This is a genomic window from Sporomusa aerivorans, from assembly GCF_041428895.1.
GTDB lineage: Bacteria > Bacillota > Negativicutes > Sporomusales > Sporomusaceae > Sporomusa > Sporomusa aerivorans.
The window spans coordinates 2010081-2034448 of the sequence record NZ_CP156926.1 but is presented as its reverse complement, the minus strand read 5'-3'; the positions used below and the strand labels follow the sequence as shown (position 1 = coordinate 2034448).

24 protein-coding genes are annotated in these 24368 nt (G+C 39.4%); 7 read left to right on the top strand and 17 right to left on the bottom strand.

The features are described 5' to 3' along the window. Positions 1–309: 309 nt before the first annotated feature. From SATMO3_RS09265 to SATMO3_RS09240, 6 genes are read right to left on the bottom strand one after another with little or no spacing between them, the layout of a single operon-like run. Positions 310–1452 carry a hypothetical protein gene (locus SATMO3_RS09265; protein WP_371380300.1) on the bottom strand — a complete coding sequence of 381 codons (1143 nt, stop codon included), beginning with the start codon at positions 1450–1452 and terminating at the stop codon, positions 310–312. Continuing rightward, positions 1440–2756, bottom strand: a complete 1317-nt coding sequence (locus tag SATMO3_RS09260) for a F390 synthetase-related protein (RefSeq protein WP_371380298.1) — start codon at positions 2754–2756, stop codon at positions 1440–1442. The genes SATMO3_RS09265 and SATMO3_RS09260 overlap by 13 nt, the downstream gene beginning before the upstream one ends. Next, positions 2743–3585 (bottom strand): MBL fold metallo-hydrolase, encoded by an 843-nt coding sequence (locus SATMO3_RS09255; protein ID WP_371381694.1) that lies wholly within the window; start codon positions 3583–3585, stop codon positions 2743–2745. The genes SATMO3_RS09260 and SATMO3_RS09255 overlap by 14 nt, the downstream gene beginning before the upstream one ends. Continuing rightward, positions 3585–4568 (bottom strand): NAD-dependent epimerase/dehydratase family protein, encoded by a 984-nt coding sequence (locus SATMO3_RS09250; protein WP_371380296.1) that lies wholly within the window; start codon positions 4566–4568, stop codon positions 3585–3587. The genes SATMO3_RS09255 and SATMO3_RS09250 overlap by 1 nt, the downstream gene beginning before the upstream one ends. Continuing rightward, positions 4565–5746 (bottom strand): ATP-grasp domain-containing protein, encoded by a 1182-nt coding sequence (locus SATMO3_RS09245; RefSeq protein ID WP_371380294.1) that lies wholly within the window; start codon positions 5744–5746, stop codon positions 4565–4567. Before SATMO3_RS09245 ends, SATMO3_RS09250 begins: the two co-directional genes overlap by 4 nt. Next, positions 5736–6731: a beta-ketoacyl-ACP synthase III gene (locus SATMO3_RS09240; RefSeq protein WP_371380292.1), complete on the bottom strand. Its 996-nt coding sequence runs from the start codon at positions 6729–6731 to the stop codon at positions 5736–5738. The genes SATMO3_RS09245 and SATMO3_RS09240 overlap by 11 nt, the downstream gene beginning before the upstream one ends. 732 nt (positions 6732–7463) lie before the next feature. On the opposite strand from SATMO3_RS09240, the gene SATMO3_RS09235 reads away from it, so the two are divergent. Genes SATMO3_RS09235 through SATMO3_RS09225 form a run of 3 tightly spaced genes read left to right on the top strand, consistent with a single transcriptional unit; the run spans position 7464 to position 9603 of the window. Then, positions 7464–7919 (top strand): MarR family winged helix-turn-helix transcriptional regulator, encoded by a 456-nt coding sequence (locus tag SATMO3_RS09235; RefSeq protein ID WP_371380290.1) that lies wholly within the window; start codon positions 7464–7466, stop codon positions 7917–7919. Continuing rightward, entirely contained in the window at positions 7920–9125 is a 1206-nt protein-coding gene (locus SATMO3_RS09230) for an MFS transporter (protein WP_371380288.1), read from the top strand. Positions 9126–9165: 40 nt separating this feature from the next. Next, positions 9166–9603: a universal stress protein gene (locus SATMO3_RS09225; protein WP_371380286.1), complete on the top strand. Its 438-nt coding sequence runs from the start codon at positions 9166–9168 to the stop codon at positions 9601–9603. Between the two features lie 249 nt (positions 9604–9852). On the opposite strand, the gene SATMO3_RS09220 is transcribed toward SATMO3_RS09225, so the two are convergent. The 4 genes from SATMO3_RS09220 to SATMO3_RS09205 all read right to left on the bottom strand — a co-directional run bounded on the left by SATMO3_RS09220 (position 9853) and on the right by SATMO3_RS09205 (position 14938). Further along, on the bottom strand, positions 9853–11007 hold the full coding sequence (locus SATMO3_RS09220; RefSeq protein WP_371380284.1) for an MFS transporter: 1155 nt from the start codon (positions 11005–11007) through the stop codon (positions 9853–9855). 542 nt (positions 11008–11549) lie between these two features. Continuing rightward, positions 11550–12731, bottom strand: a complete 1182-nt coding sequence (locus tag SATMO3_RS09215) for a M20 family metallopeptidase (protein ID WP_371380282.1) — start codon at positions 12729–12731, stop codon at positions 11550–11552. 27 nt (positions 12732–12758) lie between these two features. Then, a complete protein-coding gene (locus tag SATMO3_RS09210; protein ID WP_371380280.1) occupies positions 12759–14063 on the bottom strand; it encodes a CitMHS family transporter in 1305 nt (434 codons plus the stop codon). Positions 14064–14152: 89 nt separating this feature from the next. Next, positions 14153–14938: a creatininase family protein gene (locus SATMO3_RS09205; RefSeq protein WP_371380278.1), complete on the bottom strand. Its 786-nt coding sequence runs from the start codon at positions 14936–14938 to the stop codon at positions 14153–14155. Between the two features lie 189 nt (positions 14939–15127). Here SATMO3_RS09205 and SATMO3_RS09200 point away from each other — a divergent pair, with 189 nt between their 5' ends. Continuing rightward, positions 15128–15871: a GntR family transcriptional regulator gene (locus tag SATMO3_RS09200; protein ID WP_371380276.1), complete on the top strand. Its 744-nt coding sequence runs from the start codon at positions 15128–15130 to the stop codon at positions 15869–15871. 146 nt (positions 15872–16017) lie between these two features. Here the strand turns inward: SATMO3_RS09200 and SATMO3_RS09195 are convergent, their stop codons facing one another. Further along, positions 16018–16479 (bottom strand): hypothetical protein, encoded by a 462-nt coding sequence (locus SATMO3_RS09195; RefSeq protein ID WP_371380274.1) that lies wholly within the window; start codon positions 16477–16479, stop codon positions 16018–16020. A 342-nt stretch (positions 16480–16821) separates the two neighbouring features. On the opposite strand from SATMO3_RS09195, the gene SATMO3_RS09190 reads away from it, so the two are divergent. Next, on the top strand, positions 16822–17163 hold the full coding sequence (locus SATMO3_RS09190; protein WP_371380272.1) for a winged helix-turn-helix transcriptional regulator: 342 nt from the start codon (positions 16822–16824) through the stop codon (positions 17161–17163). Between the two features lie 38 nt (positions 17164–17201). Here the strand turns inward: SATMO3_RS09190 and SATMO3_RS09185 are convergent, their stop codons facing one another. Further along, on the bottom strand, positions 17202–17828 hold the full coding sequence (locus tag SATMO3_RS09185; RefSeq protein ID WP_371380270.1) for an NAD(P)-dependent oxidoreductase: 627 nt from the start codon (positions 17826–17828) through the stop codon (positions 17202–17204). A gap of 36 nt (positions 17829–17864) precedes the next feature. Next, positions 17865–18329, bottom strand: coding sequence for an ester cyclase (locus SATMO3_RS09180; RefSeq protein WP_371380268.1), 465 nt, complete (start codon positions 18327–18329; stop codon positions 17865–17867). A 399-nt stretch (positions 18330–18728) separates the two neighbouring features. Between SATMO3_RS09180 and SATMO3_RS09175 the strand changes: the two genes are divergently transcribed. Next, the gene (locus tag SATMO3_RS09175; RefSeq protein ID WP_371380266.1) at positions 18729–19967 is read left to right on the top strand and encodes a Bcr/CflA family efflux MFS transporter; all 1239 of its coding nucleotides are present in this window, start codon (positions 18729–18731) and stop codon (positions 19965–19967) included. A gap of 114 nt (positions 19968–20081) precedes the next feature. Here SATMO3_RS09175 and SATMO3_RS09170 read toward each other — a convergent pair whose 3' ends face one another. The 3 genes from SATMO3_RS09170 to SATMO3_RS09160 form a co-directional block, all read right to left on the bottom strand. Further along, a complete protein-coding gene (locus tag SATMO3_RS09170; RefSeq protein ID WP_371380264.1) occupies positions 20082–20645 on the bottom strand; it encodes a GNAT family N-acetyltransferase in 564 nt (187 codons plus the stop codon). Positions 20646–20969: 324 nt separating this feature from the next. Further along, positions 20970–21716 (bottom strand): glycosyltransferase, encoded by a 747-nt coding sequence (locus SATMO3_RS09165; RefSeq protein ID WP_371380263.1) that lies wholly within the window; start codon positions 21714–21716, stop codon positions 20970–20972. 777 nt (positions 21717–22493) lie between these two features. Beyond that, the gene (locus SATMO3_RS09160; RefSeq protein WP_371380262.1) at positions 22494–22853 is read right to left on the bottom strand and encodes a winged helix-turn-helix transcriptional regulator; all 360 of its coding nucleotides are present in this window, start codon (positions 22851–22853) and stop codon (positions 22494–22496) included. A gap of 105 nt (positions 22854–22958) precedes the next feature. Here SATMO3_RS09160 and SATMO3_RS09155 point away from each other — a divergent pair, with 105 nt between their 5' ends. Continuing rightward, positions 22959–23495: a flavin reductase family protein gene (locus SATMO3_RS09155; protein WP_371381693.1), complete on the top strand. Its 537-nt coding sequence runs from the start codon at positions 22959–22961 to the stop codon at positions 23493–23495. Between the two features lie 346 nt (positions 23496–23841). Here the strand turns inward: SATMO3_RS09155 and SATMO3_RS09150 are convergent, their stop codons facing one another. Then, positions 23842–24264: a flavodoxin family protein gene (locus tag SATMO3_RS09150; protein WP_371380261.1), complete on the bottom strand. Its 423-nt coding sequence runs from the start codon at positions 24262–24264 to the stop codon at positions 23842–23844. Positions 24265–24368: the final 104 nt, after the last annotated feature.

The window sequence follows — 24368 nt, the reverse complement described above, 5'->3', positions numbered from 1 at the left end:
ATCCATCAAATTAGCATGATTTCCGGCGCAATCCAACCAATCTATTTTTATACGCCACACTTATTTACCATAAAATTACAAAATCCTGCAAACTTATATAAATTCGCAGGATTAATACCCATCATTTCATCTTTTATTCTTAGAATCCCATACAACTCATTTTTCGCCACTACCAATGATACGGTTCGCCGTATCATGTATAACGGCGAATTAATCTAATTTTATTCATTCACCCGATTGAATCCATTAAGAAAACCATCCATGAATTACCTATTGAGTAATTTATGAAATACTCGGACGGACTATACGTTACAGTCGATAGGTCTTCATTAACGGAATTCCTATCTTATTAATTACAGTTGCTAAAACCAACCACGGAAACTTCCGCCACCATGCTAGATGCTTATAATAGACCACACTATATTCAATATGTCCAGTTGATCCTCGGTTTCTTTTAAACTGCGCAGCACCTGAACTGTTATTCAAATATACACGTCTTGCTGAGGCTTCAAGGATAATCTTTGTTGAAAGTAATCGATATAATCCTGCCTTTTTCGGCTGAGTTACATCATATCCAACAAACGGTGTCGTCATGACCCCATTTCGCTTAAAAAAGCCCATTATGCCATCTATGCGATTTCCCTTTCGTAGCCCAAACAGAGTCAATATTTCTGTACGTATTGCACATTCTACAAACGCCTCAGTAAAACAAGGATTATGCTCCGAATATTTGTCTAAATATAGCATCTTATATAACTGGATCATTCGCGGAATATCAGACGCAGATAACCGGTCAGCTCCGATGACTTCGTATGAGGAACTGGCAAGCAATTTCATATCCTTTTTAAAATCATATAAAAGAGGTAGCTTACCCTCTTCTAGGTTTAACCCGTATACTTGTCGACTGGCTATGAAATGAGCTCCTAAATTCTTTAGAAATTGCAAAATACTTTCGTTCGTAACTTCATTTAATGAGCGAAAAACAATAGCATGCTCAGGAAACCGTTCTCTTATAAAAAGTATAATCTCATTAATGACTTCCTCTGTTAAATCGGGATACAAATTGGTGGACAACAGCCAATTGTTCACGTGTACAACCTGGTTAACCCTCATTTTCTTAAGAATGACTCCAATCACTCTAATAATCCCAGATAGAATCTTCTTCAGACCTGGCCTCTTTAGTTCGCGAAGCTCCTCAACTGCGTAGGAAACATAATGGGTGTAAGGCGAACAGACATATGAATTTTCGTATTCCGCATAATTTAAGGTAATAGGAAGAATATATTCTCCTATTTTTAGAACCATCATCTCGGTATCCACATTTTGTATATATAGCTTTACGCCATCGCGAATCAATGGAACCAGATATTTTTGTGCATACTTTCCATCCTCTGTATCAGGCCAGACCAAGCATTCTATATTTTGTTTATTGTACAGTTCTACTTTTCCCATCGTACTACAAATTGCCTTTCCACTCTTCTTAGTTTCCGCCCAGCTATCTTGTGAGGAATCTCAATAAATTCAATGTGCGGGGCCACGGTATTCATAATATCCCACAGCTTATCCAGACTATTTTGGACACGTTCTTTGGTTCCAGCCTGATGGCCTCGGAGCCCGATCTGGATATGGCTTTCAGCTTTTTGAATAGCTACATATTCGATAATGCATTCATCGGCTGTGATAATAGCCCGGCGAATAAAATCAGGAAATACTGGGACGAGCCGCCTCGTTGTCTTCGCTTCAATATAAAAGATATCATCACAACGTCCCTCAATCTGTTCAATTGCAGTAAAAGGTGATCCACATGGACAGCCGTCTGTCCTCTCTGTTATTATATCATCCAACCGATATCGAATAATTGGTTGTGATGTACGACTAAAGTCGGTGATGATCGGACTAAAGCGCCTACACTCATCATCTAGATAGTCCTTCTGAATTACTACCAAATCTTCATTTAAATGAAGTGTACCGTATCGGCAAGTCACTCCCAAAAAGCCTTCCGTACATTGATAGATTTGATGAATGGTTTGCTGAAACTGCGCCTCTAAGCATTGTTTGTCAAGGGGATCTAATACTTCTGCCACTGAGACAACTTTTGCCGGAGTTATATATAACTTATTATGCAACGCATCGGCCAGAAGCCGTAACATCGATGGCGGCCCCGCCAATATCGTCGGCTGAAATTTGTTTAAACGGTCTATATGTTCATCAATAGGCTTAAGCATATCGAAAAACTCAAATTGTATCTGCCTTTTCCCCACTGTTTGATATAAATTACTATTTGCCCGCAAGAAAAATGCGATCCGATGAGTACGCAGCAACGATCCAGGCAACACTTTAGCCAATATCGCCCCCGCCCACTTTGCTTGCTCGTCTTTGCTCGCTAAAAAAAGGCCTCGATTACCTGATGTTCCTGAAGACAAACCAACCGTAACCCCACGAACAGTGGGCGTGAAATCACGAGACTCCTCTGCTGCCATCGCGACCGCGAAAGCCTCCTCTTTGGTAAGACCAACGGTATTCAGGGCAGTAAAGTTATCCATCATGATCTTCTTATTGATTATCGGCCAGGTAGGCCAATCATTAATAGCCCAACCCGTATAGTATTGCCGATAAAAATTAGACATCGGCAAAATTTTCTTTAAGAATTCCTGCACTTTCTTCTCTTGCCATCCTTGAAGTTCAGCTCGACTTTTGCAGCCATTACCATATTTTCTTTTCAAGTATTGCATCAGTATTTTACTATTTTGAAACACTAGCCATTCCCTCCAAGGTTTCAGTACAATGGGACGGAATGACTGCGATGTTTGGATGAGATTTTGCGTATTCGTGAATTTTTTTTAACGTACCTATATATTCTGTCCAATTAGCCATAATTAGTTTGGTTAACCAATGTGGAAGCATCAACTGAGTATATGAGCACTTCTGCCAACAAGCATCGGCAATTAAGAAATACCCTCCCGTTGTGCTATTAGGAATCATAATACCCAATTGCCCCTTGGCATGTCCCGCTAACACAACCAAAAATAACGACCCATCCTCAAAAATATCAAACCCATATTCGAAAGGCCGATGTTCCAGCGGCAAGTGTACAGCATCCCCATCAGAAAGCAGTCGTAACCGATCAGTAAAATCTTCAGGAAGTAGATTTTTAATAAACCCTGCCCGTAATGCTTTTATCCCCTCTAAGTTCTGTACAGCGTTATATGCGTCTTCATGAACGATGAAAGTGGCCTGAGAAAAGTCCCTGCATCCGCCAATATGATCCGCATGAAAATGCGACAAAATCGCATAACGGACTTGATGGGCTTGTATTCCTTGGGAGTGAAGTTGCTCTACTATACTCTCGCCTTTTTGCAAATAGACTGGGGTTATATAGCGATATACCGCAAGAGGCCATGTTAAAGTTTCTGAAAAAAAACGCATTGTATGTCCTGTATCAAAAAGGATATACCCTTTCGCTGGATGTTTAATGACAGCTGCCATAGCAGGAAATTTCTTCTTATGAAATGCCCGATCACGGGCAGTCATTTTTTCGGGGTGTACGCAATACCCAGCTGTTAACAGATCGACTTCTAATCCCATCAAAATTTCTTCCTCCACCAATCGGCAAATTGCCCAATACCTTCCGAAATACTGATACGTGGATCATACCCCAGCTCACGTCGCGCCGCAGTAATATCCAGTGTTTGCGAATAATATAAGACGCCTAATCCATAACGAGTGATTTCAGGCTCGCCCCCCCAAGGAAGCACTGCATATAACTCGGCTAGGGCTGCCGCACAGTATGCCAAAGAAAATGGCACTCGCCTAAAGCGCAAAGGGTATCTAAATTTTTCAAATAGCTCTTCGAGTAGTGTTTGGAGCCGTATAGGCTCACCATTAGTGATATTGTATTTTTTTCCTACCGAAGTCTCTGGAGCAGCTATACAGAGCAGTAACGCATCTACAACATTATCAATATATGTAATGTCCGTTATAACGGACTTTCCAAAGTCCGGAATACCCTTGGAATCATTGGCTCGTATCAGTCGTGGAAAGATAGTATGATCTCCAGGACCAAATATCCCCCGTGGTCTAATTGTAATAACAGGTAGCCCTTTTCGCCAAGCATCATCCACTATATTTTCAGCAAGGCGTTTGGTTTTCGCATATGTATTGATGCTTTTTTCTGGTAATACTTCATTTTCTTTGATTTGCTGTCGATCTCGCCATTCCATATATATACTAGGGGTGGAAACATGAACCATGCGACGGACATTGTAGCACTGACATCCTAGAACAACGTGCTTGGTTCCTAAAACATTGCTGTTATAAAATTCTTGATATCTCCCCCAAGGAGATGCTAAGGCTGCACAGTGAAAAACATAGTCTTGACCCCGGCAAGTTTCTACTATTGCAAGTTCATCGGCTAAATCTGCTTTTATGAAGCGTATACCTAATCTACCTAATTCCTTGCCGACAACTTCATTGCGCCCGACTGTCGTCACTTGGTGTCCCTCTAGTAATAGCCTAAGAGCCAAAGCTTTACCCAAAAATCCAGTTCCGCCAGTCACAAGGACTTTCATATGTCCTCTCCATTCCATTCAATGTCATATGTCGTAGCTTCGAGCATGGATGTGCCACCATTAGAACCGATAAAATACAGCGTCTTCAGCATCACGAATTGTTGAAAAAAAGGCACTGGATCATCAACAGAAAATAAAACATCATTAGCATGCCAAAAGATTTTCAGCCAATCTTTCAAGCTGGTAAATCCTTTACACTGACGGACACCATATAGTATCATGGCCAATGCTACCATTTTAGATTTTGCTCCACTGATCTGTACAGCAGCGGCGGGAATCATCATTGCCTCTACTATTTCTTGTGAGTTTAGCAAATGAATTCCACTCGTGGCTCGGGGATTACATTCTAAGGGATATAAAATTCCGTCAGTAGTTTGAATAAAATCAAATGCAATTTGACCTGTAAACTTTAAATCTTTTACAACATCCTGCACCCATTGATAGATCTCAGGATGGTCCGTATACTCAAAACAGATACAAGCGCCCCTGCCGGCAGTGAATGTTGCAGCGTAGGCCGTATGGGCAAAAACAGTACCGCTGTGACAAATTGAATATGAACAATACTGCTTTCCGTTAATAAATTCCTGAACAACCCACGGATGCTCTATGGAAACATCTAGCGGTGGAATATTCTTGCCATTTTCCAGTTCAAAAATTTTTGTAGCAAAGCGAGAATATGCCGCTTTTATAATGATACGCTGCGAAAATTGGGTTCTTGTAAAAAAATTAGCGACATCTTCAGACGATCTTAAAAGCCAGGTACGAGGAACCGCCTTACCTAAACTGCTTATGTACTCAATGAAAGCACTTTTATTATGAAGCATTCTTAATTTTTCAAAACTGTCTACAAACACATTAACCCTGGGAAGAGCCAAAGTAAGCATTTCCTTGTAACGCGCGATATAAAAAACTTCCTCACAGGTTGGAATCACCAAGTCAATCTTTTTATGTACAATGATGGCTTTAAGTTCTTCTATATATCTCTCTGGATCCAGCTTAGGCGCTGGGAGTTCAAAACTCTCTTTGACTGCTCTACTATATGTACACAAATGATTTGGCAAGCTTTCCGCAACGTACACTGTAATTCCATATGAATTAAATTTTCTTGCCAAATCAAGAGTCGCTGGCGCCCGCCCTCCTGTTAATAACAAATTTTTAGTCTGGCTCTTAATATTCAAGAACCATACCCCCGATCGATAGTCCTGCCGATGTTCCAAATAGAACGATACGATCACCACGTTTTACTCGGCCTTGGGAAATAGCATCATGAAGGGCCAAGGGAATTGAAGCGGCAATGGTATTACCATATTCCTGAATGGTTAGCATAAAATTCTCGTCCGGAATACCTAATTTTCGCTGGATTAATTTCATCGCTGTTAAGCTTGCTTGATGGGGAATAAGCATAGTTATGTCGTCCATCTTACAGTTTGCTGACTTTAGCAAGTCCGTAAGAAAATCAGGAATATACTTCATAGAAAGTCGGAACATTTTTTCCCCTTCCATATAAAACAGATAATCCGTTTTGTTTGTTTCTCGATATTCTCTAGGGTGGAGTTTCGTACCTCCACCTTTTACCTCCGCCAGATGAGCCCCTTCAATGTATGTAGCCAATTTTGACGCTACTATTTTCGGCCCTCTTGGATTATCCTCTCGCTCAATCACAACCGCAGCAGCCCCGTCGCCAAACAAGATGCAGCTTTCTTTATGTTCCCAATTTAGAGCATTTGAAGCGATATCACTCGAGAAGATAACAACTCGTCGATATTGGCCAGCAGCCACCATATGCGAAACTAAATCCATTGCCACAACAAAACTCAAGCAGGTCGAATTGATATCAAAGGCAGGTATAACCTTTTCTAGGCCCAGTGCCTTTTTCGTTAGAGCAGCATTGCTGGGTATGGCTTGTTCCATAGCTCCATTAGCGCCTACCAAACAGTCAATATCCTCCATTGTCATATTTACACTCTGCAGTGCATCACGAATTGCCTTTGCTGCCATTTCGGATTGTGTTTCTCCTATAGCATAATGTCGTATAAATACCCCAATTTTCTTTTCAATCCACCCCGACGGCAAATTAAGTTTCTGTTCCAAATCAACATTAGTTACCACGGTAGGGGGAATATATTTACCTGTTGCTATAATCCTTACTGATCTATGAAACATGTTGCTTCGGCTCCTTTTAATTACATGTAATCACGTATTCCCCATAAAGCAAACACCTCCTGCCAAAATTCTACAAATTTTAGCAGGAGTGTTTAGCTATTACCAATGATATGGTTCTCCCCGACCAATCTCAAATAATATGTTACTTTCACGAACATGGCACCACTGTCATGTCAAAAGTGGAACTCCTTGATTTTACTGGCTTTAAAATGTTTTTTTATCTCCCACTTACCTACCTAATCTCTTAATAACTTCAAATAAACAATAAATTACCATTCTTTAATCATTATCGCGAATATTCATCTTCTTATTAAAGCTAAAAGAAAATCCTGCATTATTTGAATGCAGGATCTAGACCTGTTACTTTAATGAACATGGCACCACTGTCATTAAAAAACTGTTTACAATCAAAAGAATACCTTCAAAGCCACGGCCTGCGGGGCTTCATCACCCCTTCCAGTACATGTCGCTACAATTACTCCATTACATGCCATAGCCAACATCCTACGAATTTATACGTTTCTGGCTTCTTGCAACTTCGAAGCCCCTTCCATAACATGCCACTGGATTTAAATAGGACTTAAGCCAAAATTTTCCAAATGTCCATTCTAGCAACCGACCAGCTGAGTTATTAAATACTTGACTACAAATCTAACCATATAATATACTAGTTAATAATAAACTAGTATATTATATATTGGTTGATTATTAACTAGTATAAGGGGTGTAAACATGACTGCAGCTAAATTAATTCATTTGCTATACCAAACCACGAGGGCTATTTCCCAAGGAGTAAACCAAACACTGGCGGAATATGGGCTATATAGTTCTGAATGGTCAATTATTGTAGCCTTAAAAGAAACTGGACCTATCTCTCAGATCGCTTTGGCGAAATATCTTAATATCGAACCAGCAGCAATCTCAAAAACCGTAATAAAACTTGAGGAGAAGGGCTTTGTCGAAAGAAATTATAAAAATGATAAGCGTGAAAAAGAAGTCTTGCTCACTGAGAAAGCACTAAATCAATATGCTATTTGGGAAAAAGCTATCAATAATCACAGACAATCTATTCTAACCGACTTGCCAGAAGAGAAACAGCATGAATTATATGTAATGCTCAAATCCATATATTCAAATACACAAAGTATAAAAAGTAATGGTACTGTCTTACTTAGAAAGGATAATTAAATGGCAACCAATATTTCAAAACTATGGACAAAAGATTTCATTTTATTTACAATTTCAAATACTTTTTTATTTAGTGGCTTTCATATCTTTTTGCCAACACTGCCGATTTATGTTTTAAATCAAGGCGGAACTAGTACTGATGTCGGATTATTGTCGGCAATTTTTGTATTCTGTGCCATTCTGATTCGTTTTTTCACAGATTATGGAATAAAAAAATGGGGGAAAAAATATTATTTATACATTGGCTGTACATTATGTTTTGTTGCGGCCATAAGTTATATTTTAGCTACTACCGTACCACGGTTACTTTCCTTACGGGTAGTTCATGGACTGGGGTTTGGCATAGCCACTACATTATATGCTACCATTGTCTCCGACCTAATCCCTAAGTCACGACGCGGCGAAGGAATAGGTTATTTTGGACTGGGCACCACATTGGCAATGGCAATTGCACCAGGCCTGGGGGTATGGATTGTTGATAATTTTTCTTTTAATAATCTATTTGTAGTGGCAACAATCAGTCAGATTTTTGCACTCTTTTGCTTAAGTCTTTGTTCCCTTCCTGCAGACCGCTCTATACATACTGTGAAACAAGAAAAATCCTCATTTATGGATAAACTTGTTGAAAAAAGCCTGCTATATCAAGCCTTTCTTGCCTTATTGTTCGGGGTATGCATCGGCGGTATTCTAAATTTCATCGCGTTACTAGCCAAAGAAGCGCATATTGCCAATTCAGGGGCTTTTTTTCTAATGTGTACCATCTGTATCTTTTTATCCCGGCTAGTAACAGGCCGGATATTTGATAGAAAAGGTCCAGCCTGGGTCATTTTACCTGGTGCAATATTATTTTTATTAGGCTTTGTGGTCTTGGCACAAAGCAAAAGCATGACTGCTTTTTTAGCAGCCTCTGCTCTGTACGGCTTTGGCTACGGCACCATTTTTCCAGCATTACAAACCTGGATGTTTAATCTTGTGACATCAGACAAACGCAGCGCAGCCAGTGCAACCTTTTATAATATGATTGACATCGGCAATGGTGTTGGTTCGGTTGCCTTAGGAATGCTCGCAGGAAAACTCGGTTACGCATCGATTTATTGGTGCTCTGCTGTCATCATGGGGGTTTTTCTCTTAAGTTACATATGGTTCTTAGTTCAGGAAAAATACTCTTCAGCGAACAATCTGGACGATATAGATGCAAAAAGCTAACACTAGATCTCTTTAGAAAAAACGATATGGGGTGAGAACTTTGTTTAGAAAAATTTTAGTACCTATAGATGGTTCAGATGCTGCATTAAGAGCTGCTAATTATGCAAAAGGAGTTGCTGAAAAATTTGACAGTGCAGTTACTTTGCTGCACATTATTGAGCATCCGGGATATTTGTTAACAGATACCAAGGATTTACCGCTAAATTTAATTGAAGACATGGATAAAAATGGAGAGCAGGTTATAGCTGAGGCTTTAGCGATATTTGCTGATTTTGCTGGCCGGATTTCTACCAAACTGGAATATGGGCATGCCGGAAAAAAAATTACCGAGCTTAGCAAAGAAAACGGTTACTCGTTAATTGTTATGGGACGCAGAGGCCTAAGCGGCGTTAAGCAGCTACTAATGGGCAGCGTCAGCAATTATGTTCTCCACTACTCGCAATGTCCTACATTAATTATTAAAGGCGAAAAACAGTAATAATTTGATCGCAAAGGCGATACACTTGCTTGGAATTAATAAAGAATGTCAATAGGCAGGTTAGCGACGCAGATGCTAAACTTGGTCCGGACGTTGTTGTTACTTTAATGAACATGGCACCAATGTCATGTTAAAAATGGAACGTATTATATGATATCTTTACTTCTCCACCTCATAGAATGACAGTACGTAAAAAAGGCGTCTATTCCCAGATAGACGCCCCAGAACATCATTATTTCGAATTCTCAATTAGCATTTATTATTCTTCATTAGGCCAACGGCGACCAAAACAATTAAAAATGAATATATAACAAAAGCCGTTTGAAAGCTGAAGGCATCTGAAACTCGGCTCATTATTGGAGGACCAAAAAACATACCGATGCCCCAAAATAGGTAATAAGCCCCTGAAATTGTTCCTTTTAAATCGTTAGGTACAATTTCATTCAAATAACTCATTGAAGCCAAATAGAAGACTCCCATTCCTAAACTTGCAACTGTCAAAGCCAATAAGATAAATGGAGTATTTAGTACCGGGGTAATCGCTATCGCACCAGCAGTAATAAACAATCCAACGATCATGAATAAGCTTCGTCCGAATTTGTCCGATAACGGGCCTGTAATGAATTGCGCCAAGCTTATTGCTGCATAAAATAAAGTGAAAAATATGCCGATCTCAATTGCATTCAAAGACTTTTCTTTTAACAGAAATACCGGGAGAGTCGTAAGAAAAATCCCATAACCTGCCCCGTACAAAGCTATCCCTGTTAAAGAAACGCGTACTTTTCGTTGATTGAACATATTAATCAAGTTTTTTAAATCAAACAAACTGCTGCTATTCTCTGCTTTTCCCCCTTGGCGGGGCTCAACTAGAATACCAACCGTCAATGCACCTAATAAACAACAACCGGAATACACGAGGAATATCTCTTGCTCATTTAGTACTCTTGCTACTGCTATTCCTAAGACGGGTCCAAAAGTCAGCCCTAAATGAATGACAGCATTATAGATTCCTATTACTTTTCCTTTGTCCATTGGATACTTTATCGAAAACAACGCCGGGGCAAGTGCCCAAGCTGGTGCTTCACCCACTCCTTGAAATAACCGAGCCAAAAATATCCAATTCGAGTTTGTTGCAAAGAAAAAGATTAAACCAGTAAGAAAACACTGTAAATATCCAATTATTAGAAATGGTTTAAATCCCAATTTATCAGCTAAGCCACCAATAGGAATTTGGAATAGTATATAAGAAAAAGCAAAGGCTGAAGCCAAATAACCTACTGACTGTCCATCTCCATCTAGATGCATAACACGCTGTGGCAGTACAGCAACGATCATGCCTACTCCAATCATCATGAATAGCACTGCTGAATTTAATCCCCAAAGGGTTTTGTCCCGGAACATCATTGGTATATCCTCCCTTTTTGTTCCCTTTCAGCAAGGAGGATGCTAGTGATATACTTGTAAGCAAGCAATCCTTTCTTAACTGAAAGAGATATACTGAAAATTAGCGATGCTTACATCCGGGGGAGGCGGAAGCCTTTTTATCATTCGAGCAGATATAATTATAAATTCAAATCCTTGGTCTTTCATCATAAATTCCTCCTTTCTTTGGTCATAATTTACTTTGATAAAAATAGCCCAAAAGGTTTCCCTTTGGGCTTCATTGCTATTTTCATAATAAATATATTAAAGTGATTTGTCAAACTTTTACTGGTAAAAGATCCATCTACCTTTATACTGAATTATTACTTTTATGAATATGGCACCAATGTCATAAAAAAACTGTTTACAAAGACATTAGTCAATAATTTGACCAATGTCTTTGTTGGAATCAAAATTTCCAGAAATTGCAATAAATTAAACCACCGTTAATAGGAATCTATTACCAAAGTCAACATGCAAAAAAACATAAAATAGACAAAGATTTAATATTGACTTGAAGAGCTTTACTGGTTTAGTTGCAGATATTGTAATGCGGCGGCACTCATTACTTTAATGCCAGTCGGAATTGCTTTTTCATCAAAGGTCAATTTGGGATTATGGAGTGATAAATGGGATGCAGGATCCTCGGAAGCTGTTCCCAATCGAAACATTACTCCTGGTACTTTTCCCAGGTAAAAGGAAAAATCTTCTCCTCCCATGGAAGCATTCTCTAAATAAATAACTTTATCTGACCCGAGAGTTTCACTAGCTGCGCGTTCAATCAATGACACCATGAAGGGGTCGTTAATAACAGGTGGCGTTCCAGCCACATAATCTACTCTTGCAAATCCTCGCATGCCTTGAGCCGTGTGATTGACGATGCGCTCAATCATTTTCGGCATTTCAGCACGCAATGCTGGATTAAGCGTGCGCACCGTTCCCGCCAGCTCTACTGACGGGGCAATGACGTTAGGTGCCGTCCCACCTGTTATTTTTCCAATTGTGATGACGGCCGATTCTAGCGGCGCTACTTCTCGCGAGACAATTGACTGCAACGCTGTTACTATATGGGCAGCTATGACAATGGGATCGATACTTTTATGAGGGTGGGCGGCGTGCCCGGCTTGTCCCGTAACCGTAATCCGCAGGCTGTCAGAAGCGGCCATAAAAGCGCCTTTCTTCAAGCCTACTGTGCCGGACGCCAATTCCGGCCAGCAATGCAACGCAAAAATAGCCTTTACAGCCGGATCTTCCAATACGGCCGCTTGAATCATTTGCTGTGCGCCAACTAATAATTCCTCTGCAGGCTGAAAAATAAACTTGACATTGCCATAGATGGCGCTCCTCATTGCACTCAACACTTTAGCACAGCCCAGAAGCACTGTGGTATGGATGTCGTGCCCACAGGAATGAGCAATGCCATCGTTCACTGAAGCGAAACTAGAATCTGTGTCCTCTTGTATTTTTAGGGCATCGATATCGGCACGAATGGCCAGAGTCGGACCGGGATACTCCCCTCTTAGCAGACCAACTACTCCAGATTTTGTTTCCCACTGCCGAACTTCTATGCCCAGCTCAGTTAGTTTTTGTCCAATCAGTTGACTAGTCAAAAACTCCTGCCCGGATAATTCAGGATGTTGATGAAGATGTCGCCTAATAATAATCATTTCATCCTGGATACGTTCAACCTGTTGGCAAATATCCATCTGATATATTCTCTCCTTTTATTGGAATTAAAAAGACAAAGCACCAGTCAAATAAGCAACCATAGTCATCACTATGGTTGTGCCAAAAGCCCATAAAAACATAAATTTCTGATGCTCTACAAGATTGACCTTTGCTACGCTGATCAACACTAGTGTAGCCGCAGCCAAGGGACTGAGCGGAAAACCAACAGTCATTTGCCCTAATATAGCTGCCCGGCCAATCTGAACCGGCTCTATCCCGATGGAAGCAGCCATTTCATAGATAACCGGCAATACGCCAAAATAATAGGCATCCGTCGGGAAAACCAAGCTTAACGGCATACTTGTAATGGCGACTACTAGCGGCAAAAGTGAACCCATACCTTGCGGAATCAGGGAAACTAAAGCACGGGCCATTTCCGTAACCATTTTAGTACCGGATAAAATGCCTGTAAAACAGCCCGCAGAAAAGATTAGTGTGACAATCGTCACCACTTCAGTAGAATAATTCTTCATCCGTTCCTGTTGGTCTTTTAGATTGGGATAATTGACGGTTATTACAATGGCAAAACCAATAACGAATAGCGTTGCCATCGGCATTATTTCGGCCAGTAACCCTGCAATAATCAGCACGGTCATAATCACATTGAACCAAAAGAGATGAGGTCTCTTAATGCTAGGATTTTGGCCGCCTCCGTCAAACTCTGGTTCTGCTAGAATGTTCCCGCCAAAGTCTGCCACGCCTAAACGCGAACGCTCTTTTTTACCAACATAATAGCAGGCAAAAAGTACCCAGGCAATACCCGCGATCATAGCGGGTATAATTGGATTAAATACAATAGAAGCATCACTTTGCAATGTAGCCATAACGCGGGTTGTTGGGCCGCTCCAAGGAAGAGGATTCATGACGCCGGCAGCCATGCCGACTGCAAAGGGCAATATCAGCGGATTCATATTAATTTTGCGTGTTATAGGATACATAGCAGTGACAGATATTATGAATGTAGTTGTTCCATCCCCATCAAGAGAAACAAGCATCGCCAGTACGGCTGCGCCGATTGTAATTTTAACCGGATCACCCTTTACTAATTTCAAAATTTTATTTACCATCGGATCAAACATACCAGCATCAATCATGAGGCCAAAATATATTACGGCAAAGATAGGAATCATCGCAGATGGCGTGACTTTCACAATGCCGCTAATCATCATTTTTCCTATTTCAGTGCCAAATCCACCAATCAAGCCAAAAACAACCGGAATAATTATTAAGGCCACCGGAATCGACAATCTTTTCGTCATAGTTGTATAAAGAAATACAGCTATTATTCCAAAACCCAATAAAGCTAACATAGTCAACACCTCTCCATCACATGTTTGACTCGCAGGACAACGCCAGCCTGTGCATGCGGCCATTCCCCCTAGTATTGATTGGTTTCGTCTTAACGCGTTGTCGACGTTTTCTCCAGTTTTTCGACCACAGTTGCACAAAAATTCACCAAATGGTTGATGATAGCCTCGCCCCTTTGTGCTGAAGCCTGGAAAGGATCTCCCATAACGCCTTGCTGGGAAATGTCCTCCATATCAATATAGAGATTCACGGGAATGCCCTCGACATTGCCTTGCCTAATGGTCTTAATTTCGAACTCGCCCCATTCGCAGTTGTTATTCGCACGTTCTAGGAGATCCATGCGCATCATTTCCGGGTAAAGGTACGACATAACGGAAGTTAATGGCTCTGCACCATGACCTGATGGGTCGTTTTCTTGCTTGTACACTTCTTTCTTAAATGCGGGCATTAAGGATTGCCACAAGTCAATAGAAATACAAACAATTTTTTTCTCACGTCTTATTTTGCGCGCCACTTGATCAATGGTTGGCACATTGCCGGCATGCCCGTTGACAAAAAATATTTTTGTGATACCATGTTCGATTAAACTTTCACAGACATCATTAATCAAGGCAAATACGGTTTGCGGTTGCAGAGAGATCGTTCCGGGAAAACCACGGAAATATTCCGAACATCCAAATGGGATGACGGGAAGATAATACGCGCCTGTTTTTTCAGCAACGCGTTCGGCAATCGCCTCCGCAGCCAGATAGTCGCCAGTGATTGATTGAGGACCATGCTGTTCCATGGAACCCATGGGAATAAGAACGACAGGGTCCTTTTGAAATGCATCTTTGATCTCTCTCCATGTCATTAAGTGTAAAGCATGTTTTTTCATTGTTGAAAATACCTCCTATGTATGTATAGTTGAATATATGGTCATAATATTATAACATTATTACTTTGTCAATAAAATTTGACTTTGTATATTGTATCATTGCTAAGCTATTCGAGGCTTATTTTTTATGTTAAAATGGAAATGACTTTACCTGGAAGACAACTAAACAATTAATTAAGGTGGATGTGGATGAAGGAATCATTAAGCTTACAAATATATAAGGATTTATATAAAAAAATACAGTGCCATTTTTATAAGCAGGGGGAACAACTGCCAACTGAAAAAGAGTTTGAAGAACAATATCAAGTAAGTCGAGCCCCCGTGCGTCAGGCAATGGCTAAACTGGAATCAGATGGCCTTATTCTTCGGCAAGCCGGGAAAGGAACATTTGTTTCCGGGCAAGGTAAAAAAGATCGGCAAACCATGTTGGGAGGGTTCGGTATCCACTTTGTGAAACATGCCGATCGATTATTTTGCAAAACTTTAAAAGTAGAAGCAATGCTAACTGACAACTCCCAAGGAACGAATATCGAATTTCCTAATAAAACACCGCTGGTTCTTGTCTCACGCGTGCGATTGTTGGGAAATGAACCAATTTTTTTCTTGAATCATTATATAGCTAATTTTGATATTGCAATGGTTAAATCCGCCGGTGACATACAAAATATGCGTCAGTTTTTGCAGCAACACGGGGTAGATATCGAGTATGTATCAGAAAAAATCAGAGCTGTCATTACAGATGAACAGCTAAGTAACATTTTTAAAGTGCCGCTTGGCTATCCTCTTCTGAAAATTAATCGAACATCTTTTAATAAAGACTATGAACAACTTGTTTATGAAATTTACTATGTCAAATCAGATACATGGGATTACCAAGCTCATTTCAATGCGGCACAGGAAAGTAAACACTATCAACCTTTTATCGACAAATAACGTCCATGTTCATGATCAGTGCATAAAAAAGAGGACGTGTTGAAACGAATCAACACGTCCTCTAGTCCTTTTCCTGACAAGTGTGTGAGATTTCCTGCTAGCCATACTAACCAGTGTTATGGTTCTCCATACACTTTATCGTCAAACTATCTTATGCCAAATTGAATTTCAATGATGTTATCTTGAGATTTAGGCGAAACCCATTTATGATAAACCTCTCGACTTTCTCCCGTGAAGTTTTTCCCTGATTTTATTATTGAGTCAACCAAGGGTCCATATCCCTTTCCACCAAAGTTCTCTTCCGAAAGATCTCCTTGATAAATTATAAAAGCACATTCTGCTTCCTGCAATGTCTTTATTTGAAAAATACCTTTATAGTTTTCTATATTCTCGACCGGAACGCAATACTCGTGCTTAAAGCGAGTATCATAATTCCCATCACGTCCATAAGAAACGAAAGTCCAAGGCCCAACAATACTGAGCCTGCACTTATCTATTTCTTCAATAATATTAGTACATAGTTTTTCACCCCGTTCCCCAATTTCTTGGATCGTCAGATACTCAGTAGCACATAGAACTTGAATAGGCTTAATTATTTTTGTCTCCATATGTATACCCTCCCCCAGCTATTGAATAAGGCCAAAATGAAAAGCCACTAGCTCTTCAAAATTGAATTTGCCTCGTATGATAAAACACCCACAACTTACTTTCCAGGTAAAAAATCATGGGGTGATTCCTCCTGCGACAATTATGTTTCCTGCTATATTCTTACATAATATATTGAAAGATTCAACGTTAGAGGTAGTATGAGCAAAAAAATTTCCCTATTAAACTTAAATAAAGTGTTACCTTTATGAACATATATCTTACATTGAAGCACTTTGCAACTCAATAATTGACAGAATTTATTAAGTGCTGATAGAATATGAGAATAGAAGGGAGGATTTGCTTTGTTCCTATTTAATTCCAAGTATTATCAATGCCCTTTTGATTGCTTTATTTCCATATTGAAGGGAAAATGGAGAACGACAATTCTCCTATTACTGGCGAAAGGCCCTAAACGGTTTGCACAATTGCAAAAGGGTATCGACGGGATTAGTGCCAAAGTGTTGTCGGAAAACTTGCAGATACTTGAAGAAAGCAATATTTTGCATCGCGAGGTATATCCGACTGTACCGCCAACCGTGGAATACAATCTTACGGAAAAAGGCATGGTGCTAGTTGGTATTATGAACAATATTAACGATTGGTCAAATTTATTTTTGCAAAAAGAAAAAATCTCTGCAAAATGAAAGGCTCCCTTCCACGAGGACAAGGAGCCTTTCACATTTTAGTAGCCAACGGTAAAGCGTTGTTTTATATGCTGCGATTTCTCTATTTCATCAACAAGGGCAATCGAATAATCTTCCATACTTATGGAACTATTGCCGTTTTTATCAATAAGCAAGTGATCCTTTCCCAACCGAAATTGTCCTGTACGTTCCCCAGGGGCGAAATCCGCCGATGGACTAAGAAATGTCCAGTTGACATCCTGGACAGTACGTAAAAATGCCAATTCGTCACGCATAGCGGTAGCCGTAATTTTATATGCATCCGGGAAATCCGGTGTAGAATGAAGCTCTGTTCCGTTATCGTCCACAAATAAACTACCGGCGCCACCGACAATGATCAGCCGAGGCTTATCCTGATTCTTGAGCAGTGCAGTTAAGTGCTTGGCAGTTTCTACATGTAAATGCTTAAGCTCTTTGGGAGCGCCGAAAGCATTTACAACGATATCATATCCTTGTAAATCGCCTGTATTTAGTGCCAGAATATCTTTCTCAACAACTTTAATGGCCGGATTGGTTATTTTAGCGGTGTTTCGAACTATGGCAGTCACTTCATGATTACGGCTGAGTGCTTCAGAGACGATACGGGAACCGGCACGGCCTGTAGCGCCAATTATAGCGATTTTCATTTATGAACACTCCTTTGTTTTTACTTTTCTTTGCACTTAGAACATAGCATTACCGTTTTCGCTTTTTTCAGGAATATCCTGGATTACATCCCAATGTTCCACGATTTTACCGTTTTCAACCCGGAAAATATCTACTGCCGCTTGTCCGCGGTCCTGTGGATTCAATTTGATATGATTGTGGATAGAGACATAATTTTTTTCAGCAACAATATGTTTAATTTCAGCACCGCTTTCCGGGAATTCTTTCAGAAATCCGGCAACTGCAATTTTGAAAGCTTCCTTGCCATCTGGAAACGTGGGATTATGCTGAATATATGTACTGCCAACAGCATTGTCAAGCACACTTACATTATGTTTGTTGAAAAGTTCATTCCAAAACGATTCGACTAATTGTTTATTGGCTTGGGCTGTATCCTTACTGGCGGCCTGTACTGAAACGGTTGGCAGAACGATACTGCAAAATGACAAAGCTAGTAAACATACGAACAGAATTTTTTTCATCAAGGAATCTCCCCTTTGTTAATTTTGAGTTCATTATAATATCCACAAAATAAAAATGGAAGAACGCACTTTATGCTTAGCTGCTTACCTTGAGGTAACCTGCATAAGTGAGTAAGGCTTATCTGCTTAAAATTTTGTAAGTCCGAGGCGGATTTGATTTATCTTGATTATATCAAAGTCTCTGTTTATCATCCTGCATTATTTACACTAATCGGTATTTATACCAATTTACACCAATTGGGTATTGACATAGATGGGATTACCTATTATAATTTGGGCTTGACGGAGGGTATACTCGCGTATGCTGGATAAGTTATCAACATAAGTTGATCGCTTATCCTTTTTTTTCGTCGATTTTATATTAAAAAACAAAGTCTTGCGATTGGAGTTGAAAGTGAAATGATTAGGAATGACCAACAAAGCCACAGTCTGTTATTAAAGCCTCAGCAATATTTAGGAACCAAGGGAATGGTCTTATTTATTTCTTTAATGGGAATGTTCATTCCGTTGTCTATTGACATGTATTTGCCTGCCATGCCTTCTATGGCTCAATACTTTGATACAACGGCAGCTATGATTAATCTAACCTTAATCGCGTTCTTTATCTTTTTTGCTGTAGGAATCATTGTGTTTGGTCCGCTCAGTGATAAATACGGACGAAAATCAATCCTTGTCCTGGGGCTGCTTTTGTATATTTCAGGCAGTATTGCCTGCGCCCTCGCCTTAACAGTTAATCAGTTAATTTTATTCCGTATTGTGCAAGGAATTGGCGCGGGAAATATTACGGCCGTTGCCACCGCTCTGGTTAAAGACTGCTTTTCCGGGAAGATAAAAAGCAAAGTTCTTGCAGCCGTTCAAGTTATGGGGGTTCTTGCGCCTATGGTGGCCCCCCTTGCGGGAGCGGCAATTTTGCAGGTTGGCGGGGATTGGCGCGATACTTTTTGGGCGCTTGCACTTACCGGTATTATAAGCTTATTCATTGCATTGCTGTTTCAGGAAACCTTACCTGTTGAAGAACGATACCGTGGAAGTTTGTCAGGCTCGCTGCAACGTCTGTTCGTAGTGGGAAAAAACGCAGGCTTCAGCGGATTTCTATTTATTGTCGCCATCTTATCCGCACCTTATATGGCATATATTGCAACATCTTCCTATATCTACGAGAATATTTTTGCTTTGGATGAACAGGCCTATAGTTACTTTTTTGCAGCTAATTCGGCCTTTGCGATTTTAGGACCAATTATTTATATTCGTTCCATCGGACATTTCACACCTCGTTTTTTTTCATGGTGCTGCTTTGGAATCGCCCTCGTCAGTGGCTTGAGTCTATTTCTTATGGGTAATCGCTCACCATGGTTCTTTTTGCTAACCTTTTTACCCTTTACACTCGTAGAGGGAGCTATCCGGCCATTCAGTACTGATATTTTATTAGATCAGCAAAAAGAAGATGTTGGATCAGCGTCTTCTTTAATCAATGCGGTTCATACGATTCTTGGAAGTATTGGCATGGCTATGGGGACTTGGAGCTGGAATAATATGATAGACGGACTTGGCATTATTATTATTTCATCAGTGTCTCTGTCTGTTATCATGTGGATATTTTTAATGCGGAGCAGGGTGAGAGTAATTGGGTTAAAGTGAACTTGGAATTGCGGTTTATATTAATGAACGGGGGACTCTGAAAATGAGCGACGGTATGCAAATATGATACTTTAAGGGGACTACACCACCATCTGACATTAAAGTTATCCTACCTCACACTGGCATATCATCTTTCAATATGGACATCATGAATGTATCTCTAAACTCGTTTCCATAATTATATTGCCGAAATAATCCTTCCTGAGAAAACCCTGCTTTGCATAAAACCTTAACTGATGCAATATTTTCAGGAACTACGGTAGCCTGTATCCTATGTAATCCCATCTTTTGAAATCCGAATTTTACAGTTCCCTGCAAAGCCTCTGTCATATACCCGTTATTCCAATGCTCTTGGGAGAGCGAATAGGCAACCTCTGCCATTGACTGACGAACAAATCTACATAGTTCAATTCTTCCTACTAATTCATCGCTTTCTTTCAAAGCAATACCCCAACAAATGGTAAGCTTACTTTTAAAATATCTTCCGTTCATATTTTCTATAAACCGTCTGGCCTCTTCTATATCTTTTGGACATGCCAGTCCGCTTAAAAACTGCTGCACTTCTTTCGCTGAAAACCATCCTAAATATCTTTCTGCATCACTTGGATACATGGATCGTAATCTCAACCTTTTCAGTTCAATAAGTGGGAAAGATTTAAATACCTCTTTAAATGACATTAAAATTGCCTCCATACTCTTAAGTTCACTACATTGCAAAAGCCGACAATCTAGAACCTATAAATAAACAGGCTAAATCTATCCATTCAACTCTCATCATCATTTATATGTGATAAGGTATAAATTTCCAGCAAAGCACTGACACCACTGTCATCTCAAAAACTGTTTACACGCTATAAAATCCAGATAAAACTAGCTTCTTAGCCGTTGATTTTAGCTCTATTACATGACATTCCCATACTTAGCCATATTAGCAACTATGTTTAAAGCATCCGGGGCAACCTTAGTCAATTTGTTAACTAAGGTTGCCCCCTTTACTTCTGCTTATCTTTTTACGTCATAATACAGTTTATCTGCATATTTCTGTTTATTTAGATTAAGATAATCCAGAATTATATGCGGATTCTTAATTACATACCAATCTCCGAAGATATCAAATTTTCTACAGGAGGTCATTAAACGCGGCTTTGAAATATTCGTAACTTTTTTACCGCATTTTTTTCCCCATTGCCTTAAGCGTATTGCAAAATCAATATCCTCTGCAATACGAAGGTTTTCATCAAACCCATTTATTGCGTCAAAATCTTTTTTTAAGCACCAGAAAAGACCTCCACAAATCAATCCATGCTTTATGAAGATTGCGCTAAATAGAATTATCGCAGATATCATTATTCCCAGCGACATTCTTTCAGTTTTTAGCACAACACCACCGCCGATATATTCTCCAGTGATTAACTTGCTTTCTATTTCTGCCAGCATATTATCGGCTATCCAGCTATCGGCATCTATAGTGACTAAAATTGTCCCTTGAGCAACCTTTGCTCCAGCATTTCTAATTTTAGAGAGATTTTTACTGTCTTCTTTTACGATGATGCAACCATACAATAATGCTATTTCTTCAGTTCGGTCAGTGCATCGATTTAATACTACTATTATTTCAACCTGGTCTTTATAAGGTACTGACGCCTTTAAAATTGAATCCAAGCATTTTGTTATATATTTTTCTTCATTATAGGCTGGTATTACAATAGAAAACTTTACTTTCTTTGCTTTTACTCCTTGCATTGTCATAGTGTTCCTCCTCTTTCATTTGAGCATTTTGAGTATCATTTGAGGTAAAATGCCCAATGAAACAAGGAAAACATCTTGATTTACAAGTCTGAGTCTTGATTAGAAGAATTAAAAATATTAGTAAATATAACGACAATATTGCGTCGGATATCACATAATGCCCCGATAATGAAAACAAATTGTCAGTTATAGATTGAAAGCTATCATCAATACTTTGTTGAATGAATATCGTTATTAGTGCAATCGAAAAAAACAGACCTAATAGTTTTCGTAAATCAGCAAGCCTCATAGAACCTGCTTCAAATAAGAAAATATCAAACACATATCCTGTAATTGTAATTGGAACTATGATATATATTGCCATTAAGAGGCTTAGAACAAAAGTCATGTAACTCTCCCACCTACATAAATACTATTTGACACCATTATCATAATGGCGTTGCCCCTGGAATACACTCCCTTACTGAAATATTTGCCACCACAACTTTAAACTCCTGCCAAATTAATACACAATTAGCAGGAGCTTCTCTTTTTTGTTATATCACTCAATTATAACAGTATTACTTGGATACAAAGGAGTATCTCCTGTTTCTGGCTCCCATTTGAACAGAAATTAAATCGGACGTTTTAAATCTTAAAATTGTACGCACCACATGGCAAACAACGCATAATTCTTTCTAATTAACTATTACCACATCGTTATTTTAACTATTAAAAGTGCAAAAACTGTTTAGCCAACGGAGTACTAGCAGAATTTGTGCATTTAAAAACTCAGCACTAAAGCAGGGAACATTTCCTTTTGGAATCAAGATGTTCTCCCAACTCATCCATATGTTGATTGCCCCATTCGCATAAACATTGCAAAACAGGCATAATGGATAAACCTCTTTCGGATAGATAATATTCTACTTTGGGAGGAACTTGGAAGTGTTCTTTACGAACAATTAAATTATCCGTTTCTAAATCTTTGAGTTGTGTACTGAGCATTTTATGGGTAATCGTTCCAAGTGCGCGTTTTAACTCACCATATCGCAAAACTTGTTTTTTCCATAGCCAAAATAATATATGCATTTTCCATTTTCCATCAATTAAAGACATTGCATAAGCAAAAGGCTTAATGTTTATCTCGCTATCCATCCATGCTCTCCTTTTGTATAGTATCTATCAAAAAAGTGCATACTTGCTATAAATTATACGTTAGCTTATCATAAAAACAGTATGATTTCAAGGAGGATAAACATTATAAAAAAAGAAATTGAGGTATTCGAATATTCCAATGAAATTATGAAGGCGCTCCAAACAGGCGTTTTGTTAACCACAAAGGCAGATGACAAAGTAAACTCTATGACTATTTCTTGGGGTACTCTCGGAATCGAATGGTCAAAACCAATTTTTACAGTTTTCGTTAGAGAAAATCGCTTTACAAAACATCAACTCGATAAAAAACCTGAATTTACAGTAAACATACCATATGGCTCTTTTGACAAGAAGATATTAGGAATTTGCGGGACAAAATCAGGTCGTACAGTTGACAAAATTAAAGAACTAAACTTAACACTTGAAACACCCAATAAAGTTTCTGTTCCTGCTATTAAAGAACTTCCGCTAACACTTGAGTGTAAAATTATATACAAGCAAAAACAAGCTGAGCACGAGATTACAGAAGAAAACAAAAAAACATTTTACCCACAGGATGTTGACAGCTTATTTCACGGCGCAAACAAGGATTTTCATACCGCCTATTATGGCGAGATCGTTAGTGCGTATATCATAGAATAGTTGTCTTACAGTTCTAATGCCGTCCAGTAATTACCGTTTTTTGTCCGGCTACACTTAAATTGCATCCGTCTATCGCATTGGGGAAGAAGCACCCGTGACGTACACTTTGCTTCTATCGTGCCAGACATTTTTTCAGGATAAAAGCTCAGGCAATTAAACGCCTGAGCTTTTATTCATCGTATATGAGTCTCGTGGAAACCACTCAAATTTTTATTTACTAGCCAGTATTCGAGGCGACAAGCGATATCAAGCTCCAGTTTGTTCACATGCTTCAGCACAAAGATCGACAATACCTTGGTAAAAATTCTCTCTTGGTTACTTCGCAAAGCGTACCATCGCATATCGGCTAAATTGCTTTTCCTGCTTCATAAGCTTTTAATAAAAGTTTTTGATTATTCGCCGCGGTATTGGGGTCTCCGCCGCCCGTTAGTAAAATGGTATCAACTACATTTAAGCCAAAAATCTTAAGCACTTCTTCATTGGTTTTGAAGGATGTCTGAAAAGCCTGAGCGTTTGGATTTCCTTGAGTATAGACCATGATCAAACATTTAGCGTCATACCTAATCTTGTAGTTTTCATCGAACAATCCGCAGAGTCTATCCCATAGCAGCTTCATTTGAGCTGTTACCTGCCAAATGTATACGGGCGAGCCGAAAACCACAACATCGGCATCGACAATATGTTTAAACATGTTCTGAAAATCATCTTGCATGTCGCAGTGTCCGGTCTTACGACAAACAAAGCAGCCTTGACAGGGTTTGATGTTCATATCATAAAGATGGTATTTCCACCTTCGAGCGGGTTATTATATGTTTCCAATAATGAAATGATTTCCTTATTTTATTAATCGCGCTCATCGCATTAATTACGAAC